The following is an 18,464-nucleotide window of genomic DNA, read 5'->3' as shown; positions in this document are numbered from 1 at the left end:
TTTTTTTTGCCCTGATGCTGTCATTTTCGAAACGTTTCGCCACCCTTGCCGGCCAATACGTACGGAATCCTGTCCTTTTTAGCAAGAATCGAAATGCAGTAAACATGCGGTACCTCATATCAGCTTGACATGATCGAAACGTTTAGATTAGCGTTTGCGGGAAGTTGACGACGACGGAAGGGAGGCCGCCATTGTCATGCGAGAGAGCAGTTCCCTTTCCCCGCAGCACGGCGCTGCCGATCGGTCGGACACCGTTCTGAGCGCCGAGCATATTTCCAAGAGCTTCGGCGGCATCGCCGCCCTGGTCGATGTCGGCTTCGAGCTGCGGCGCGGCGAGGTTCATGCCTTGATGGGCGAGAACGGCGCCGGCAAGTCGACGCTGATGAAGATCCTCTCCGGCGTCTACACCGGCCATGAAGGCACGGTCAGCGTCGATGGCCACCCTGTCAATTTCGCTGGCGTACGCGACGCCGAGGATGCCGGCATTGCCATCATTCATCAGGAGCTCAACCTGGTGCCCGAACTCAGCGTCGCCGACAACATCTTCCTTGGCCGCGAGAAGCTGATCGCCGGGCTGATTGTCGACCGCAAGGCAAGCAGCCGCGCGGCGGGCGCTTTGTTGCAGCGGCTCGGCATCGAGCTCGATCCGCAAGCCCGCGTCGGTGCCCTGCGTGTCGGCGAGCAGCAGCTGGTCGAGATCGCCAAGGCGCTGTCGATGTCGGCACGCATCCTGATCATGGACGAGCCGACCTCGGCGCTGTCGCCGGCCGAATGCCAGCGGCTGTTCCGCATCATCCGCCAGCTTGCCGAGAGCGGTGTCGCCATCGTCTACATCTCGCACCGCATCGACGAGGTCATGCATCTGGCCAGCCGCGTCACCGTGTTTCGCGACGGCCGCCATGTACTGACCGAGCCGATGGCCAGGCTGGACGAAGATGCGATCATTTCGGCGATGGTCGGACGCAACCTGCTCGCTTCCTCCCAGGAAGAGCGCCACTCCGGCGGCAACATTGTGCTTTCGGTCGAAAACCTGTCGCTCTCGAAGCCCGATGCGCATGGCTGGCGCACGGTGATCGACGGCGTTGGCTTCGATCTTGCCGCCGGAGAGATCCTCGGCATTGGCGGGCTGCTGGGTTCGGGCCGAACCGAGATCCTGGAAGCGATCTTCGGCTCGAGCGATGGCCGCACCGGTGGCGAAATCCAGGTCGACGGCCGGCCTGTGGATATCCGTTCGCCCCGCGACGCAAGGCGGCTGGGCATTGCACTGGTCACCGAGGACCGCAAGACGCAAGGCCTGCATCTGCAGGCTTCGATCGCAGACAATGTCGCGCTGCCGCTGGTCGGGTCGCTGTCCCGCTTCGGCATCCGCTCGCTGGCCGCCGAGCAGGGGCTGGCGCGGCAGGCGGTCAAGGCGCTCGGCATCCGCTGCCGGGACATCGACCAGCCTGCCGGCACGCTGTCCGGCGGCAACCAGCAGAAGGTCGTCATCGGCAAGTGGCTGGCGACCAGGCCAAGGGTGCTGTTGCTGGACGAGCCGACGCGCGGCATCGATGTCGGCGCCAAACGCGAGATCTACGACCTGATCTTCAAGCTGGCGCGCGATGGACTGGCCATCGCCGTCATCAGCTCCGAACTGCCGGAGCTTTTGCATCTCTCCGACCGCATCCTGGTGATGGCCGATGGCCGCCAGACAGGCATTCTTTCCCGCGACGCGGCCAGCGAGGAGGCCATCATGCGTCTCGCCGCCCCGCGCAGGACCATATCGAGACCAGCCGCATGACTGCCCTGAAACTCCTGTCCCGTACCAAGCTCTACTGGGGCCTGATCGCCATCTTCCTGATCGGCGTGCTGGGCTCGCCGATGAGTTCCAAGGGCAACAACATCTTCCTCTCCTACGGCAACCTGCTCGACGTGCTGCGCCAGGTCTCGACCACCGGGCTGATCGCCACCGGCATGACGGCTGTCATCATCACCGGCGGCATCGATCTCTCCGTCGGCTCGCTGATGGCCATCTGCTCGGTGGTCTGTGCCATGCTGCTGACGGTCCCAGGCGTGACGCCGGGCGTCGTGCTGGGCGTGCCGACCGTCGCGCTGGTGGCGCTTTGCCTCGGTTTCGTCGTCACCCGCTTCATCTTCCAGAACCTGGCAAAGTCCCGTGCCGGCGCCGATCTCGTCCGCGAGATCAGGCTGGACGGGATTCGCGGCCTGATCACGCCCGCCGTCGTCGGCGTGGTCTTGTGCTGCCTGTCGCTGTGGTTTCTGCTGCCGCAGATCGAGCCGAAATTCGGCGTGCTCGGCGTGCTGCTGGTGGCGCCGTGCGTTGGTTTGCTGTTCGGCGCGCTCAACGGCTTCATCATCGTTGCCGGACGGCTGCAGCCCTTCATCGTCACCCTGGCTATGATGGTGACGGCGCTCGGCATCGCACGGCTGACCGCCGGCCAGAACAATGCGGTGCTGCCGGTCTATACAGGCTCCAACGCCACCGCCGATTTCGAGATCCTGCGCTCGCTGGTGTTCGGCATCATCCCGATGCCGGGCCTGTTCTTCCTCGGCGCCATCGTGATCTACGGCGCGGTGCTGCGCTTCACGCCGTTCGGCCGCTATGTCTATGCCATCGGCGGCAACGAGGAGGCGGCGCGCCTCTCCGGCATCGCCGCCGGCCGCGTCAAGATCGCCACCTATGCCGTCTCCGGGCTGCTCGCCGGCATTGCCGCCGTGCTCTATGTCGCGCAGTACCGGCAAGGCAAGCCGGATGCCGGCGCCGGGCTGGAGCTCGACGCCATTGCCGCTGTGGTCATAGGCGGCACCAGCCTGATGGGCGGGCGCGGCAGCCTCATCGGCACGTTCTGCGGCGTGCTGATCTTCGGTCTGCTCTCCAACATCCTGCAGCTCCACAACATCAATTCGAACCTTCAGCTGGTGCTGAAGGGGATGATCATCATCGGCACCGTGCTCGTGCAGGAGCGCAATGCCGGTGATCTCCTGGCCTATCTGCGCCTGCCCGGCGGGCAATCGGCGCACAAGGAAACGGCCGCGGCAAAGCGGCCGTCGCAAGAGACACCGTCTCTCAATCTCGGAGGAAACAAAAAATGAAACGACGTGACATGCTGAAGCTTGCCGCCGTGACCGCGGCACTGCTGACCACCACCGCGCTGCTGACCACTGGCAACGCTTACGCTCAGGACAAGAAGTGGAAGATCGGCTTCTCCCAAGTGACGACCATCGAGCCCTGGCGCGCGCAGTTCAACAAGGACATCCTGGCCGAAGCCGCCAAGCACCCCGAGGTCGAGCTGATCATCACCGACGGCGAGGACAAGACCGAAAAGCAGGTCGCCGATGTCGAGAACCTGATCCGCCAGGAGGTCGATGCGCTGTTGGTGTCACCGAAGGAATCGGCCGGCCTGACCGGCGTCGTGCAGCAGGCGATCGACGCCAAGATCCCGGTCTTCGTGCTCGACCGCAATGTCGACACCAAGGACTACACGCAGTTCGTCGGCGGCGACAACGCGCTGATCGGCCGCGCGGCCGGCGAATATGCCGTCGAACTGCTGGGCGGCAAGGGCAAGGCTGCAGGCAACGTCGTCGAGATCTGGGGCGGCATGGGCACCCAGCCGGCGCATGACCGCCATGACGGCTTTCACGAATTCACCGACAAGGAGCCGGGCATCAAATATCTGCTCGACCAGCAATCGGGCGACTGGAAGCAGGACCAAGCCTACAATCTGATGGCCAACGCGCTGAAGAGCAACGAGAAGATCGATCTCGTCTACGGCCACAACGACCCGATGGCCTATGGCGCCTATCTCGCCGCCAAGGATGTCGGCCGCGAGAAGGACATCAAGTTCATTGGTATCGACGGCCTGCCCAATGAAGGCGTGCAGATGGTGAACAAGGGCGAGCTGACGGCGACCTTCACCTATGTCACTCCCGGTGCCGAAGGCCTGCGCCAGGCGATCAAGTTCCTCAACGGCGAGAAAGTCGAAAAGACCATTACCCTGCCAACCGAGAAGATCACCAAGGAAAACGCCGCCCAGGTGCTGAAGGACAACGGCCTCTGAGGCAAACTTCCTGCCGGGTGCTCCTTTGGCGCCCGGCGGGTCTAAGCCAGCTTCACCAGCAGCTTCATGAAGGTGGCGATCTCCTTGGCCGAGAGCGGCGCCAGCGTCTCCTTTGTGATCTCGCGCGCCAGCGGGATCAGGCGCTCGATGGCATCGCGGCCTGCCGCGGTCAGATTGACCAGCAGCCGTCTTTTGTCGACCTCGTGCCTGGAAAGCTCGACCAGGCCGCGCGCCTTCAGCCGGTCGATGACGCCCTTGACCGTCGCCGCATCCATCGCGATCAGCGTGCCGAGCTGGTTCTGCGAGGTCTCGCCGACGTCACGCAGCTTGGCCAACGCCGCAAATTGCGGCGGCGTCAGATCGCCGATATGCGCGGCAAAGATCGCGACATGGCGCTGATGCGCCTTGCGCAGGATGAAGCCGACCTGCTCCTGCAGGAGGTAATCCTGGTCGTCCGGCGCCTCGACCTCGACCAGCTTGAGCAGATTGTCCTCGCCGCTCACCGCAGCCCATCCCAGGCTTTGATGTCATCGGCCGCGAGACCACCCATGCGATCGTGGATGCGCGGGCCACAAGTCATGGCGAGGCAGAACAGGATCTCGTCGGGGCGCGGACCATCGGACATGCCGACTTCCATGGCGTCGAAATGGCTGCGCACATAGGCGGCGTTGATGTGGCCGAGCGGCACGTCGAGCTTCGAACCGAAAGCGCCGACCTTCTTGGCCGACGGCACGATCGCCTTGGCGTCGCCGAGCCGCTCGCGCATGGCGTAGCCGCCGGGCACATGCCAGAGCGCGCCGTGTTCCAGCTCACCTGCGGTGCCGACAATGGCGCCTTTGCCGTAGCCGTCGATCTGCTTGACGTCGCCGCCGAGCGCCGCGATCAGCCGGTCGGCGAGCAGCAGGCCGAGCGGCTTGAGATCGTCCATGGCGCTCTGCAGCTCCTCGACATAGCGCCCGGCGAACGGGTTCTTTACCAGCGCCATGGCGGCGGCACGGCGGCGCGGCACCTTGGCCACCGGCCCGCCCTCGTGAAAGATCTCTTCGGTCAGAACCGCGATCTTGCGGATCGGAAACTCAGGCATGGGCAACTTCCTCCCTCGAAGTTTCGTTGGGCGCGGCCAGCGCAACCGAGCCACTGATGCGGATCTCGCCGCCGAGAAACAGCGCCGACCCGGCAATAAGCCCCCGCCGGCGAAAATCTTCGGCGACGGCAAGGCCATTGTCCAGCGCGCGCGCCACTTCGCCAAGGGCAAGCGTGCCGACGCCTTGCGTCACCAGCCGCGAGCCGAGATCGCTGTCGGGCGACAGTTCGTGTGCGGAAATGCGCTTGATGGCGGGATTGCCGGGCAGGTCCACCGCGTTGGCAATGAGCGTCGCCGCCGCATCGGCTTCGGCGCCGGTCCGCGCCAGCACGGTGACGGCGTCGGCAATGCCAAGCGAGAAGGAGCGGCCACGCCAACCGCTGGTGGCGACGCCGCGAACGCCATCTTCCGCGCGGATCGTGATCCGGTCGGCCATGCCGTTGCCGGTACCGGCTACCGCCAGACCCATCGACTGGCCCTTGCCGATATGGAGCGCGCAGTCGCCGCCATTGTTGACATAGGCGCGCTCGATCTTGCGACCGGCAAGCAATGCGGCGAGCATTTCGTCGGCTACCGATCCCGCGACGGCCGCCATCGGAGTTATAAAGCATTCCGCCAGGGGCATGACGGCTGCCTCCATGCGGCGCGCCGTCGGGCCGGCGAAGGTGCGCGGCGCCAGGAAAAACGCCGGCAGCCGCAATTCGGGGAGTTCCTCGACCAGCTCCACCAGGATCGTCTGGAACCGCGCTATGGCCTGTTCATAGGCTCGGCGGCATTCATCCGCCTCACCAAAAACCTCGACGATCAGGTCGATCGGCCCGTGGTTGAGATGCAGCCGCTTGCCGTCCTGCAGCCAATGGGCTTGCGGGCCTTGCATCACCCGGCCCCGTTCGAGCCGGCACGACGTAGCTGCGCGAGTGGCGGCCATGGATTGTTGGTTTCGGCGCCTGTGCCGCGGCGCGGATTCAGGTACTCACCGCCTTTTGCGACAATATCCTCGACGCTGCGGATCTCGGCCTCGTACCCGCCGAGCCTGACATAGTCGTCGCGGCGCAGCGTGAATTCGATCGGCGCCACCAGCGCCGGTGTAGGCACATAGCCGAAGGCGCCTTCCGGCACCCGTGTGACATCGACCATCAGCGTGATGCCGCCGCCCGGCCAGACATAGACCGGCGCGCCGCCGACCGTGACATAGGTGGTCAGGCCCTGAACCGAGCGGGTGAGATTGACCGGGTTTTCGGTGACACCGGCGCGCAGCGAACCGCCGGCGCCGCCGATGAACAGCACCGTGCACAAAGCCGGCTCGCAATTGTCCTCGATCAGGCCGACCGACTTTTGCAGCCGTTCCGGAAACGGCTTTTGCACCGGCTTCAACTCGTCGTCGAGCTCGTAATAGGCGAATTGCTCGCCGGTGGTCGAAACCATCAGCAGCGACAGGCCCGGCCGCGCACCCTTCTTGGCGTTCCACTCGCCAAGGATCGACAGCGGGTCTGAAATGCTGGTGCCGCCCCAGCCGAGGCCTGGCTCGGACACCTTGAAATAGCGGCCCGGCGTCGAACGGCGGCCGAGGATCTTTATCCCTGTGTCCTGCCAGCCCAGCACCTTGCCGGCCTGATGCTCGGAAACGACGCCGGTGATGTGGTCGTCGACCACCACCACCTCGTCGACAAGGCCACGCCATTGCGTGGCGAACATGCCGATGGTCGCCGAGCCGCAGCCGACGCGCATGCGATGTTCCTGCTTGCCGTCGATGACAGGCGCTTTGCCGGCTTCGACTGTTATGGTGGCGCCGCCGTCGATGGCGAATTCCACCGGCTTGCGGTTGCACAGATTGAGCAGCGCGTCGCAGGTGGCGCGTCCTTCGGCCTTCGAGCCGCCGGTCAGATGATGTACGCCGCCCAGCGACAGCATCTGCGAGCCATACTCACCCGTCGTGACATGGCCGATTGCCTCGCCTTGCGATCGCACAATAGCCGTCTCGGGTCCGATATGCCGGTCGGTGTCGATCTTCACCTTGACGCCGCAGTACGAAAAAATGCCTTCCGTGACGACGGTGACGAGATCGATGCCTTCGACTTCCTGGCTGACGATGAACGGCGCCGGCTTGTAGTCGGGATAGGTGGTGCCGGCACCAATGGCGGTAACGAAGCGGCGGCCGGTGTTGACCAGTTCGCCGTCCCATTGTTCGCCCTCGGCGACGAAGGGCACGATTGCCGCGCCGGCCTCGGCCGCATGGTCGAGGATGGTCAGCGGGTCCATCCGCACGATCCTGCCGCCGACATTGCCGTAGCGGTCGCAGGCGCCGGTGCGACCATCAGCGATGTAGCACATCACCGGACAGGCATCGCAGCGGATCTTCTCCGCCACCAGCTTCTCACCGGGATCATGGGTCTCGAAGCGTTCGGCAAGCTCGCTCATCGGCGTGCCTCCTTTTCGCGGATGCCATCTTTTTCGCGGATGCCAGCGCGGATACGCGTCGGCGTCGCCGGAACCTTGGTGATCAGAACGCCGGTGGCGTGGCGGATGGCGTTGAGGATTGCCGGCGCAGTCGGGATCAGCACATGCTCGCCCAAACCCTTGGCGCCAAAGGGTCCTTCCGGATCCGGAACTTCTATCAGGATGGTCTCGATCGGCGGCACGTCGCCAATGGTCGGGATGAGATAATCGTGCAGGTTCTCGGTGCGGCCGGGGATGTACTCTTCCATCAGCGCCATGCCGATGCCTTGCGCGATACCGCCTTCGATCTGGCCTTCGGCCAGCAGCGGGTTGATCGCCTTGCCCACATCATGCGCGGCGGTGATCTTGATGAGCTTCACCGTGCCGAGCTTGAGATCGACCTCCAGTTCGGCAATCTGCGCGCCATAGCCGTAAACGGCGTAGGGTTTGCCCTGGCCCTTGGCATCGAGGGGCAGCGTCGGCGGGTCGTAGCTCTCCTCGGCGCGGAAGACGAAGCCCTCGGCATCCAGGTCCAACGTCGTGAGGTCGATGCGGCGCGTGGCTTCGCCTTCGCGGATGACGATCGCCGGGCCGTCGAGTTGGAGAGCGGCTTTTTCCGAAACATTGGCGAAACGCAGGATCTTTTCACGCAAGGCGCGGCCGGCCTTTTCGGCCGCCTTGCCGGTGACGAAGGTCTGGCGCGAGGCCGATGTCTTGCCGGCATCGGGAGTAATTGATGTATCAGCGCTCTTCAGCTGGAATCTCTCCAGCGGCAGGCCGAGTGCGTCGGCGCAGATCTGGGCGATGACCGTGTTCGAACCCTGGCCGATATCGACAGCGCCCTGGTGCAGGATGACCGTGCCGTCGGCCGCGATGCCGACCCGAATGGTCGACGGATTGGGCAGCGAGGTGTTGCCGCAGCCATACCAGCAGGACGCGACGCCGAGGCCGCGCTTCCTATCTGTGTTGGCACTGTTGAATGCCTCCGCATCGGCCGCTGCGCGCGCCCAGTGCGGCCGCAGCGATTCGAGGCATTCGGCAATGCCGACGCCCGAGTCCAGAAGCTGTCCTGTGACCGTTTCGGAGCCGTTACGAAGGCAGTTCTTCAGGCGAAAATCGAGCCTGTCCATGCCGAGCTTGCCGGCCAGCTCATCATAGAGGGTCTCCTGCATGATCGTCGCTTGCGGCACGCCGAAGCCGCGGAAGGCGCCGGAGATCGGCCCATGCGTATGGATGGCGCGGCCTTCGGCGCGGTAGTTCGGCGTCGCGTAGGGTCCGGAGGCGTGCACCGGCACGCGGTTGGCCACGGTAGGGCCCCAGCTTGCATAGGCGCCGGTGTTGAAATCGCCTTCAAAAATCATGCCGGTGACAAGGCCGTCGGCATCGGCGCCGATGGTCGCCTTCATCTCGGCCGGATGGCGCTTGGTGGTCGACATCATCGATTCGGTGCGGGTGTAGGCAAGTGCCGCCGGCCGCCCTGTCTTCATCGCCACAAGGCCGATCAGCGGCTGCAGCGTGACGTCGAGCTTCGAGCCGAAACCGCCGCCGGTCGCGGTCGGCACGATGCGCACCTTGTCGACGGCAAGGCCGAGCACCTTCGCCGTCTCGTCGCGGTCCATATAGGGCGCCTGGGTGCAGGCGACGACGACCAGCGTGTCGCCGTCCACATAGGCATAGCCGGCTTCCGGTTCGATATAGGCGTGCTCGACATAGGAGGTGTCGATGACGCCGGACACCGTGAACGCTGCACCGGCAAGGGCCCCTTCCGGATCGCCGCGTTCGACGAAGCCGGAGGTCAGCAGGTTTGCCGGTCTGTTCTCATGGATGAGCTTGGCACCGCCGGCGCGCGCTTCGCAGGATTGGAGAACATGCGGCAATTCGGTCCAGCGGATCGGAAAATCCGAGAGGTCGATATCGAGCATCGCCTCGCGCTCGCCAGCGACCAACGCCACCGCCTCACCGCGAAGGCGGGCAAACCCTTCGGCCAGTGCCGGCTGGTCGGCGAACGGGCCGATGACGCCGAAACAGTTTTTTCCCGGAATGTCGGCTGCGGTGAAGACGCCGGCAACGCCGGGATGTGCCTTCGCCCAGCCATCGAGGTCACCGAAGGCGAAGCTGGCGTGATAATGCGGAGAGCGGATCACCAGTACCGCCAGTGCATCGGCGGGGAAGGAATCGCTGCCGAATTTCTCAGCCCCGGTGACCTTCGGCACGCCGTCGAGCCGGATGGGCGAGGAACCGATCGCGTGGCCTGACCGGGGCAAGCGGAAATCCAGGCTTGCTGCCTGCAGGGGGGCATCCATCACTGCGGCAATGATCTTCCGGTAGCCGGTGCAGCGGCACAGAATTCCGCCGAGCGCGTCCTGTACCTCGACCTCGGTGGGGCTCGCCTTCTTCTCCAGCAACGCCGTCGCCGCAACCAACAGGGCGGGCGTGCAAATCCCGCACTGCGCCGCGCCGTGGGCGAGGAAAGAGGCCTGCAACGCCGACAGCCGGCCGTTGGCAAGCCCTTCCACGGTCGTCACCGATGCGCCGGCAGCGGACGCCGCCGACATCAGGCAGGCGCAGACGGGATCGCCGTCGACCAGCACCGTACAGGCGCCGCAATCGCCGGCATCGCAGCCGACCTTGGTGCCGGTCAGCCCCAGTTCGTCGCGCAGCACCAGGGACAGCCGGCGCAGCGGCGGCACATTGACCGATACGGCGCTGCCATTGACCTCGAAGGCGATGTCAACGCGCTCCGGGCCGCGAGCAGGCCGAACGGCGCCCAGGTCGGGCACTGCTTCACGCACGTCAGGTTGAACCTGGCTCATGCCGCCACCTCTTCGCCAGTCGTCCGCCCCACAGCCGCAAGCACGGCGCGGGCAACAATCTCGCGCACTGCATCAAGCCGGTATTCGGCGCTGCCGCGCACATCGGCGATCGGCGACAGTTCGCTCATCGGCGCGGACAGGACCGCATCGGCAAGCTCGCCATCCACCGGCAGCCCGCACAACGCGGCTTCGACGCCGGCCAGCCGCTTGGCCACCACCGAACAGGAGCCGGCTGCGACCGCCGCTTGCCGGACGGTGCCATTGTCGACGGCCAGACGTGCCGCCACCATGGCAATGGAAATGACGAGGTAGCGCCGGGCGCCAAGCTTGACGAAAGCCGACGTGCCGCTGGGCTTCGGCACGCGGATCGCCGTGACCATCTCACCGGGCAGCAGAGCCGTGCGGCGATTGCCGAGAATGAAGTCCTGCAACGGCAGGTGCCGCGTCGCTGCCACCGAGCGCAGCTCGACCTCGGCATCGAGGACGAGCAGGGCCGGCACGCCGTCGGCGGCAGGCGAGGCGTTGCAGAGATTGCCGGCGACCGAGGCGACGTTCTGGATCTGCGCCGAGCCGACCTCTCGCGCCGCCTGCTTCAGCGCCTCGAAGGCCGGCGGCAAGGGATGGCGGACGATGTCGGTCCAGGTCGTGCGCGCGCCGATGACGAAATGGTCGCTCGCCTCGGCAATGCCGCACAGCGCCGCCAGGCCGTTAATGTCGAGAACATTGTCGCGGATCGGTTTGCTGCCCTGTGCCGGATAGAAATCGGTGCCACCGGCAAGGATGCGCCAGGCGCCCTCGCCAAGCAAAGCGAGCGCTTCGTCGACCGAGGTGGGTTTCGCGTAACGGATCACGCTTTGCCTTCCCGAAAAGAGGCCTTCCAGAGCTGGTACTTCGAAAGATCCTTCCAGCACAGGGGTCGGAAAATTCATTCGTATGCAAATGATATCAAGCTGGCAGGATTTGTCAAAGCCGGAGTTTGCCGCCGCGCCGCCGGCACGCATTTGTTATGGCTTGAGAGGTTGACGCGGCCGGCCATCTGGTCAAGTTTCTGCGTCCGGTCGCGTCAGCGGCATTTTCCACTGGAGCCTGCATACGGAAGAGGAAAGCCCATGGCCGACGAAGCGCTTGTCGTCATCGACCTGCAGAACGATTTTTGTCCCGGCGGCGCGCTGGCGGTTGCCGGCGGCGACGAGATCGTGCCGCTGGTCAACGACCTGATCAGGCGAACCGACCATGTCGTGCTGACGCAGGACTGGCATCCCGCCGGTCACTCCAGCTTTGCTTCCAGCCATCCGGGCGCGCAGCCCTTCACCATGATCGAAATGCCGTACGGCCAGCAGACGCTGTGGCCGGACCACTGTATCCAGGGCAGCCTGGGCTCGGATTTCCATTCCGGCCTCGCCTGGACCAAGGCCGAGCTCGTCATTCGCAAGGGATTTCGGCCTGATATCGACAGCTACTCGGCCTTCTTCGAGAACGACCGCACGACCCAGACCGGCCTTGCCGGCTACCTCCGGGAGCGCGGCATCGACACGCTGACCCTGGTCGGGCTGGCGACCGATTTCTGCGTCGGCTTTTCGGCGCTGGATGCCGTCAGCCAGGGCTTCAAAACCACAGTGCGGCTGGATGCCTGCCGCGGCATCGATCTCAACGGTTCGCTCAATGCCATGCTGCAGCGCATGCGCGACGCCGGCGTGAGGCTCGAAGACCCTTTGTCGGACTGACGGATCGTGAGGCACAAGAGGGGCTTTTTGTGGGTCGCGACGAAAGCGGCAATCGTCGTGGCCGTGCTGTTTCCGGCACAGGCTTTCGGGGCGGAGGAACACGGCCTGCCCGGCGCTTCGATGTCGCTGTGGTGGGCGCTGCCCTTTGCCGGGCTGCTGTTGTCGATCGCCACTGGTCCGCTGCTGTTTCTTCATGTCTGGGAGCATCACTACGGCAAGATCGCGGCCCTTTGGGGCGCTCTGGTGGTCCTGCCGCTGGCGGTTGCCTTCGGTGTCCCCACAGCGACCGAAGCGGTGCTGCATGCGTTGCTCACCGAATACATGTCGTTCATCATCCTGCTGTTTGCGCTGTTCACCATTTCCGGCGGCATTCTCCTTGCCGGCAACATTCACGGCACGCCGCTGGTGAATGCCGGCCTGCTGCTGGTCGGCGCGCTGCTGGCCTCGGTGATCGGCACGACCGGTGCCTCGATGATCCTGATCCGGCCGATCATCCGCGCCAACGATAACAGGCCGTTCAACGCCCATGTCGTCATCTTCTTCATCTTCCTGGTGTCCAACATCGGCGGCTCGCTGACGCCGCTTGGCGATCCGCCGCTGTTCGTCGGCTTCCTGCGCGGCGTCGACTTCTTCTGGACGACGACGAACCTCTGGCGCGAGACGCTGTTCGTCGGCGGTGTCGTCCTGGGCATTTTTCTGGTGATCGACATCATCCTGCACCGGCGCGAGGCTGGCGCGCCGAAGATCAAGGACCCGACACCGGATACCAAGGTGCGCCTGCGCGGCCTGGCCAACCTTCCGCTGCTGGCGGGGGTGATCGTCGCCATCCTGCTATCGGCGGCTTGGAAGCCGGGCGTCAGCTTCTCCGTGTTCGGCGTCAGCCTGGAACTGCAGAACCTGGTGCGCGACGCCATGATCCTGGCGCTCGCCCTCGTTTCACTTGTCATTTCGCGCAAGGAATACCGCGAGGCCAATGGCTTCAACTGGGGTCCGATAGCAGAGGTGGCCAAATTGTTTGCCGGCATCTTCATCTGCATCGTGCCGGTCATCGCCATCCTCAGGGCAGGCCGTGTGGGTGCGCTGGCGCCGCTGGTGTCGCTTGTGAGTTCTTCCTCCGGCCAGCCCAACGATCTCGCCTATTTCTGGCTGACGGGGACGCTGTCATCCTTCCTCGACAATGCGCCGACTTATCTGGTGTTCTTCGAGCTTGCCGGCGGTGACCCCCGGCACCTGATGACGGAGTTCGCTTCGACGCTTGCCGCGATCTCGGCCGGCGCGGTGTTCATGGGCGCCAACACCTATATCGGCAATGCGCCGAACTTCATGGTCTACGCCATCGCCCGACATCGCGGCGTGAAGATGCCGGGCTTTTTCGGCTATATGGCATGGTCGGGCCTGGTGCTGATCCCGACATTTTTGGTAGCGGGTTTTCTGTTCTTCGGCTGATCAACCCACGCCGACATAACGGCGCACCGCTGACGGATCGGCGCGCAGTTCTTGGACATCGACTGTCTCGCGGTTGCGGCCGTTTTCGACGAAGGCAACGCGGTCGGCGACAGAAAGCACTGCATCGACCCGTTGTTCGACCAGGATGGTCGACACGCCCATGTCACGCAGCGTCGACACCGTCTCGCGGATCTTGGCGATCATCGACGGCATCAGCCCTTCGGTCGGCTCGTCGAGCAATAGCACCTGCGGTTCGAGGCAGAGTGCACGCGCCATCGCCAGCATCTGCTGTTCGCCGCCGGACAGTGTGCCGGAACGCTGCCGCAGCCGCTGGCGCAGCAATGGAAAGAGGTCGAGCACGTTTTCACGCGTCGCCTTGCCCTTGCCGCGCGCCATCAGGCCGATCTCGATGTTTTCCGCCACCGTCATTTCGGCGAACAGTCGCCTTCCCTGCGGCACATAGGCGACGCCGGCCTTCGGCACCTCATGCGCCGGCAGGCCGGTCACCTCCTTGCCATCGAGCCTGATCGAGCCGGCGCTCGAGGGGACCAGCCCCATGATGGCCTTGAGTGTCGTCGTCTTGCCGGCTCCATTGCGGCCGAACAGGCACAGCACCTCGCCTTTGTTCAGCACCAGGTCGAGGCCATAGAGCACCTGGACCTCGCCATAGAAGCAGTCGAGCCCCGAAATGGTGAGTGCTTGAGGCGTGGCCTCGGCCTGGTTTGCCTCGGTCATGGGGCAGTCCCCAAATAGGCTTCCTGCACCGCCACGTTTTCGCGGATCGCTTCGGGCGTGCCTTCGGCGAGGATCTTGCCGGCATTGAAGACGGTGATGCGGTCGGCCAGTTGCATGACGACAGGCATGTTGTGCTCGATCAGAAGCACGGTGGCATTCTTGGCGATCTCTCGCACCAGGGTGACGAAATTGTCGATCTCGCTGTCGGCCAGCCCTTGCGTCGGCTCGTCGAGGATCAGCAGGCGCGGCTTCAGCGCCAGGCCCATCGCCACTTCCAGCAGGCGCTGATGGCCGTAGGACAACTGCCCGGCCGGCATGTGGGCGCGATCGGCCAGGCCGGTGCGTTCGAGTGCGGTCATGACAGCGGCCTGTATCGCGCTCCTGGAATGGCTGCCATGCCGCAGCGTCAGTTGCGCGGGCAGCGCGACGTTGGCGTAGACGGACAGGTTGGCATAGACGCTGGTGAGCTGGAAGGTGTAGGCGATCCCCCTGCGGACCCTGACATAGGCAGGCAGATTGGTGATGTCGGCGCCGTCGAAGACGATCATGCCGGCAGACGGCTGGATGCGGCCGCTGACCAGGCTGACGAAGGTGGTCTTGCCCGCCCCGTTAGGGCCGATAACGGCGCGGATTTCGCCCGGCATCAAGGAGAAATCCACACGGTCGACGGCACGCAGGCCGCCGAAGTCGCGAGAAAGGCCCTTGGTGGTCAAAAGCGGCATCATGGCAGCCACCCGAGCCAGCGCTGCCTAATGCTGCCCAGAATGCCTTTGGGGAAGAACAGCACCAGAAGGATCAGCGCGATGCCGACGATCAGCAGATAGGCGGAGGTGTAGCCGCTGGTGATATCGATGACATAGTACATGAACAGCGTGCCGATCAGCGGCCCGAGCGTTGTTGCAGCACCGCCCAGCAGCACCCACAGCAGCGGCAGGATCGAATATTGCACCGACGCGAAGCTCGATCCGACATAGCCGAACAGCAGCGCATAGGCGGCACCCGAGGCCGCGCAGATGATGCCGGAGATGACGACGGCGGCGAGCTTGTTCGAAAACGTGTCGTATCCGAGCATCTTCGTGCGCTCCTCATTTTCGCGGATGGCGACCAGCACGCGGCCATAGCGGGAGCGGACGACGCCCAATGTGACGAGCAGCACGATGGAAAACAGCGCCAGCGCCGTCATGTAGCGAACGGTCGGATTGGTGAGCTCGAGCGATGTCGCGCCGAAGCTGAGCACACGGGCCGGCTGCGGCACGACCATGCCCTGGTCGCCGCCGGTCCACGTCGCGAAGTAGAGGATGAGGAGGTAGAACACTTGCGCGAACATCATGGTGACGATCATGAAGGCGACGCCCGTGGTGCGCAGCGCCAGCAGGCCGATCACGAGTGACACAACAACACCACAGGCAAGCCCGGCGGCGAACGCCGCTGGTACGCTCCAGCCGAGCTGGATGACGGCAAGGCCGGCGCCATAGAGCCCGGCGGCAAAGAACATGGCATGGCCGAGGCTGAGCAGGCCGACATAGCCGAACAGCATGTTGTAGCCCATGGCGAACACCGCCAGCACCATGATGCGGGCGAGCAGGCCGTGATAGTATTCCGGCAGAAGGAAGCTCAGCACGAAAAGCAGCCCGACGACGCCGAGATGCAGGGCATAGGCTTTTACCGGCGAAGCTTCGCTCATCGCGACCTCGTCCCGAACAAGCCTTGCGGACGGAACACCAGCACCATGGCGACCAGCAGCGTGGCGATGATCTTGGCCAGCGTCGGCGAGAAGAACATCGAGATGATGCCGTCGGAGAGACCGATCAGCACGGCGGCGACGACCGTGCCGCGCAGCGAGCCGAGGCCGCCGATGATGACGACGATGAAGGAGAGCAGCAGCGGGTCCTGCCCCATCAGGTAATGCGCCTGGCTGATCGGCACGATCAGCACCGCGGCAATGGCCGCCAGCATGGCGCCAAGCGCGAAGACGCCGCCATAGACGCGGCCGACGGGAATGCCGAAGGCCTGCGCCGTCTCGCTGTCATACTGCGTGGCGCGCATGACGAGGCCGATCCTGGTGCGCGTCAGCACCAGCCATGTCGCGGTGAGCAGCAGCGCGGAGGCGGCGATGACAGACAGTTTGTAGCCGGAGTAGCCGAACCACGGCAAAAGGATGCGGTAGCTGAACGGCGGCTCCACCGGTCGCGCCTCCGGACCGTAGAAGGTCAGCGCCAGCTGCTGGATAATGTAGAGCATGCCGATGGTGGCGACGATGGTGGCTTCCGGATTGTAGTTGAGCCGGCGCAGCACCAGCCGTTCGGCGACCAGCGCAATGGCGCCGACGATCAGCGGCGCAATCACAAGTGCGGCCAGGAAGCCGAGCGCCGGATGGCCGCCAATGGCTGTGGTGATCGCCCAGGCGAGCACGGCGCCCAGCATGAAGAACTCACCATGCGCGACATTGACCACCCGCATGACGCCGAACACCAAGGACAGGCCGAGCGCGGTCAGCGCCAGCACGGCTGAGGTGACGAGGCCTTCGAGGGCGGCGAGGAGGAGGTGGGGACCGAAGTGCATGCTACACGCCCAGCGATAGCGCAATCGCGCCCCTGGCGGGGGGTGAGGAGTGGTCCGCGCAGCGGACGGAAAGCCAATTGCTTGGCTTTCCGAACGACGAACGCCCGGAGCGACAGCGAAGGGCCGGGTCCGGCAGGACAGAGGGGGGCGGCCTGGCGCTCACGCTTGTGCTGGAGCAGCTCACAGCGCCTGCGTCGTATAATCCCCTTCGGCCTCGTAAAGTCCGTCTTCGATCTTGGTCTTGTGCACGACCTTGAGCTTGCCGCCTTCGATCTTGGAGATGTTCTGGATGCCAAAGCACTGGTGGATCTTGCCGTTGAAGGTCTTCGGTCCCTGCGGATGTTCCGGACCTTCGGCGAATTCGGTCAGCGCCTCGGTCGCCTCGACCAGCTTGGCGCGGTCTTCCGGTCCCTTGTAGCCGGCGTCCTCCATCGCCTTCTTGACGACGTAGAGCGTTTCCCAGCAGCCGAACATGTGGGCTGCGGTGGAGACGTCCTTGGGGTCGCCGACGGCGGCGCCATTGTCGTCGATGCCGACAGCAGCGCGATAGGCCTTCTGCGCCTCGGAATCATCGGCCTGCGCATAGCGCGGCGAGCCTTCCCAGAAATGGCTGCCATCGAGGAATTCGAGGCCGGGGCTGTTGATGTCGGTGGCTTCGAGCGAATCGATGAAGCCGAACAATTGCGGCCGGTTGGAGCCGTAGAACTCACCAAGCTCCTTGACGAAGGTGAGCACGGCCGGGCCGACCATGACGTGGTAGATCACCTCGGTCTCGGCCGGGATCTGCGGAAAATACTTGGTGAAGGACGATTCCGTCGGCGGGATGGCGATCTGCGCGATGACCTCGCCGCCTTGCGCCTTCAGCGCCGGCGGCAGGTAGTCGCGGTGATCGTAGCCGAAGGCGAAATCCGGGAAGATCTGCGTCACCTTCTTGCCGGCGTTAGCCGCGATCCACGGCGCCATCGACTGGATCTGGCTCTTCACGTCGGTGATGCCGGGCTGGAAGACATAGCGGTTCAGCTTGGTCGAGGCGACGTGATGGCCTTCGCTGACGACGAAATAGGGCATCTTGTTTTCGCCGGCGGCGGGCGCCGAGCCGATGACGACATGTGAAAACAGCGTACCGAAGACGATGTCGGTCTTGTGCTGGGTGGCGAACTTGCCGACCACCTCGGCGCCACGGCCGGGATCGGTGCCGTCATCCTCGATGATCACGTCGACCTGACGGCCATTGATGCCGCCGGCGGCATTGATCGCCTTGACCGCGGCAGCCGTGGTCTTTTCGTACCAGCGGCCATAGGCGGCGCCGATGCCGGTTCGGTGCGACTGGAAGCCGATCTTGATCGGCGCCGAACTCTGCGCCTGGGAATAGCGGACGAAGCCAGGGGCAAGGCCGAGGCCGGCGCCTGCGGCCAGACCCTTCAGTGCGGTGCGGCGGGTGAGCGTGGATCTGGAGAGATCGAAAAACCCATTCTTGTCAGTCACGGCAGTTCCCCTGTTTTTGAGTTTTGACTGGCTGCAACGAGGCAAAAAATCGCATGTGTACAAACTAAATCACCAAAGCCCCGACGTGGCAAGCGGGCTTTCCCCGAAGGCATGCTGGTCG

At 64.5% G+C, this 18,464-nt stretch carries 16 protein-coding genes; 5 read left to right on the top strand and 11 right to left on the bottom strand.

The window, feature by feature from the left end; all coding sequences use genetic code 11:
• Positions 1-196: 196 nt before the first annotated feature.
• The 3 genes from RPF88_RS21480 to RPF88_RS21470 are packed head-to-tail and all read left to right on the top strand — an operon-like array spanning position 197 to position 4,058.
• A complete protein-coding gene (locus RPF88_RS21480; protein ID WP_337123164.1) occupies positions 197-1,780 on the top strand; it encodes a sugar ABC transporter ATP-binding protein in 1,584 nt (527 codons plus the stop codon).
• Positions 1,777-3,093, top strand: a complete 1,317-nt coding sequence (locus RPF88_RS21475; protein ID WP_013528456.1) for an ABC transporter permease — start codon at positions 1,777-1,779, stop codon at positions 3,091-3,093. Before RPF88_RS21480 ends, RPF88_RS21475 begins: the two co-directional genes overlap by 4 nt.
• The gene (locus RPF88_RS21470) at positions 3,090-4,058 is read left to right on the top strand and encodes a substrate-binding domain-containing protein (RefSeq protein ID WP_013528455.1); all 969 of its coding nucleotides are present in this window, start codon (positions 3,090-3,092) and stop codon (positions 4,056-4,058) included. Before RPF88_RS21475 ends, RPF88_RS21470 begins: the two co-directional genes overlap by 4 nt.
• Before the next feature lie 41 nt (positions 4,059-4,099).
• On the opposite strand, the gene RPF88_RS21465 is transcribed toward RPF88_RS21470, so the two are convergent.
• From RPF88_RS21465 to RPF88_RS21440, 6 genes are read right to left on the bottom strand one after another with little or no spacing between them, the layout of a single operon-like run.
• Entirely contained in the window at positions 4,100-4,561 is a 462-nt protein-coding gene (locus tag RPF88_RS21465) for a MarR family winged helix-turn-helix transcriptional regulator (protein WP_013528454.1), read from the bottom strand.
• On the bottom strand, positions 4,558-5,142 hold the full coding sequence (locus tag RPF88_RS21460) for an amino acid synthesis family protein (RefSeq protein ID WP_024502071.1): 585 nt from the start codon (positions 5,140-5,142) through the stop codon (positions 4,558-4,560). The genes RPF88_RS21465 and RPF88_RS21460 overlap by 4 nt, the downstream gene beginning before the upstream one ends.
• Positions 5,135-6,019, bottom strand: coding sequence for a UPF0280 family protein (locus tag RPF88_RS21455; RefSeq protein WP_027161095.1), 885 nt, complete (start codon positions 6,017-6,019; stop codon positions 5,135-5,137). Before RPF88_RS21455 ends, RPF88_RS21460 begins: the two co-directional genes overlap by 8 nt.
• Entirely contained in the window at positions 6,019-7,560 is a 1,542-nt protein-coding gene (locus RPF88_RS21450) for a 6-hydroxynicotinate reductase (protein ID WP_337123163.1), read from the bottom strand. The genes RPF88_RS21455 and RPF88_RS21450 overlap by 1 nt, the downstream gene beginning before the upstream one ends.
• Complete coding sequence (locus tag RPF88_RS21445; protein WP_337123162.1) at positions 7,557-10,391, bottom strand: molybdopterin-dependent oxidoreductase; 2,835 nt, start codon at positions 10,389-10,391, stop codon at positions 7,557-7,559. Before RPF88_RS21445 ends, RPF88_RS21450 begins: the two co-directional genes overlap by 4 nt.
• On the bottom strand, positions 10,388-11,242 hold the full coding sequence (locus RPF88_RS21440; RefSeq protein WP_063170426.1) for an FAD binding domain-containing protein: 855 nt from the start codon (positions 11,240-11,242) through the stop codon (positions 10,388-10,390). The genes RPF88_RS21445 and RPF88_RS21440 overlap by 4 nt, the downstream gene beginning before the upstream one ends.
• A gap of 258 nt (positions 11,243-11,500) precedes the next feature.
• On the opposite strand from RPF88_RS21440, the gene pncA reads away from it, so the two are divergent.
• Both pncA and RPF88_RS21430 read left to right on the top strand, forming a co-directional pair.
• Entirely contained in the window at positions 11,501-12,115 is a 615-nt protein-coding gene (gene pncA / locus RPF88_RS21435; protein ID WP_013528448.1) for a bifunctional nicotinamidase/pyrazinamidase, read from the top strand.
• A gap of 27 nt (positions 12,116-12,142) precedes the next feature.
• Positions 12,143-13,561: a sodium:proton antiporter gene (locus RPF88_RS21430; protein ID WP_337123902.1), complete on the top strand. Its 1,419-nt coding sequence runs from the start codon at positions 12,143-12,145 to the stop codon at positions 13,559-13,561.
• Here the strand turns inward: RPF88_RS21430 and RPF88_RS21425 are convergent, their stop codons facing one another.
• The 5 genes from RPF88_RS21425 to RPF88_RS21405 all read right to left on the bottom strand — a co-directional run bounded on the left by RPF88_RS21425 (position 13,562) and on the right by RPF88_RS21405 (position 18,343).
• Positions 13,562-14,296 carry an ABC transporter ATP-binding protein gene (locus RPF88_RS21425; protein ID WP_127366620.1) on the bottom strand — a complete coding sequence of 245 codons (735 nt, stop codon included), beginning with the start codon at positions 14,294-14,296 and terminating at the stop codon, positions 13,562-13,564.
• Entirely contained in the window at positions 14,293-15,021 is a 729-nt protein-coding gene (locus RPF88_RS21420; RefSeq protein WP_337123161.1) for an ABC transporter ATP-binding protein, read from the bottom strand. Before RPF88_RS21420 ends, RPF88_RS21425 begins: the two co-directional genes overlap by 4 nt.
• The gene (locus RPF88_RS21415; RefSeq protein WP_337123160.1) at positions 15,018-15,980 is read right to left on the bottom strand and encodes a branched-chain amino acid ABC transporter permease; all 963 of its coding nucleotides are present in this window, start codon (positions 15,978-15,980) and stop codon (positions 15,018-15,020) included. Before RPF88_RS21415 ends, RPF88_RS21420 begins: the two co-directional genes overlap by 4 nt.
• The gene (locus RPF88_RS21410; protein ID WP_013528443.1) at positions 15,977-16,858 is read right to left on the bottom strand and encodes a branched-chain amino acid ABC transporter permease; all 882 of its coding nucleotides are present in this window, start codon (positions 16,856-16,858) and stop codon (positions 15,977-15,979) included. The genes RPF88_RS21415 and RPF88_RS21410 overlap by 4 nt, the downstream gene beginning before the upstream one ends.
• A gap of 180 nt (positions 16,859-17,038) precedes the next feature.
• Positions 17,039-18,343 carry an ABC transporter substrate-binding protein gene (locus tag RPF88_RS21405; RefSeq protein ID WP_024502061.1) on the bottom strand — a complete coding sequence of 435 codons (1,305 nt, stop codon included), beginning with the start codon at positions 18,341-18,343 and terminating at the stop codon, positions 17,039-17,041.
• Positions 18,344-18,464: the final 121 nt, after the last annotated feature.

The organism is Mesorhizobium sp. ISC11 (genome assembly GCF_037162595.1).
GTDB classification, from domain to species: Bacteria; Pseudomonadota; Alphaproteobacteria; order Rhizobiales; family Rhizobiaceae; genus Mesorhizobium; species Mesorhizobium ciceri.
Note: the sequence above shows the minus strand (reverse complement) of the source record. Positions and strands in the feature narration are given on the sequence as shown.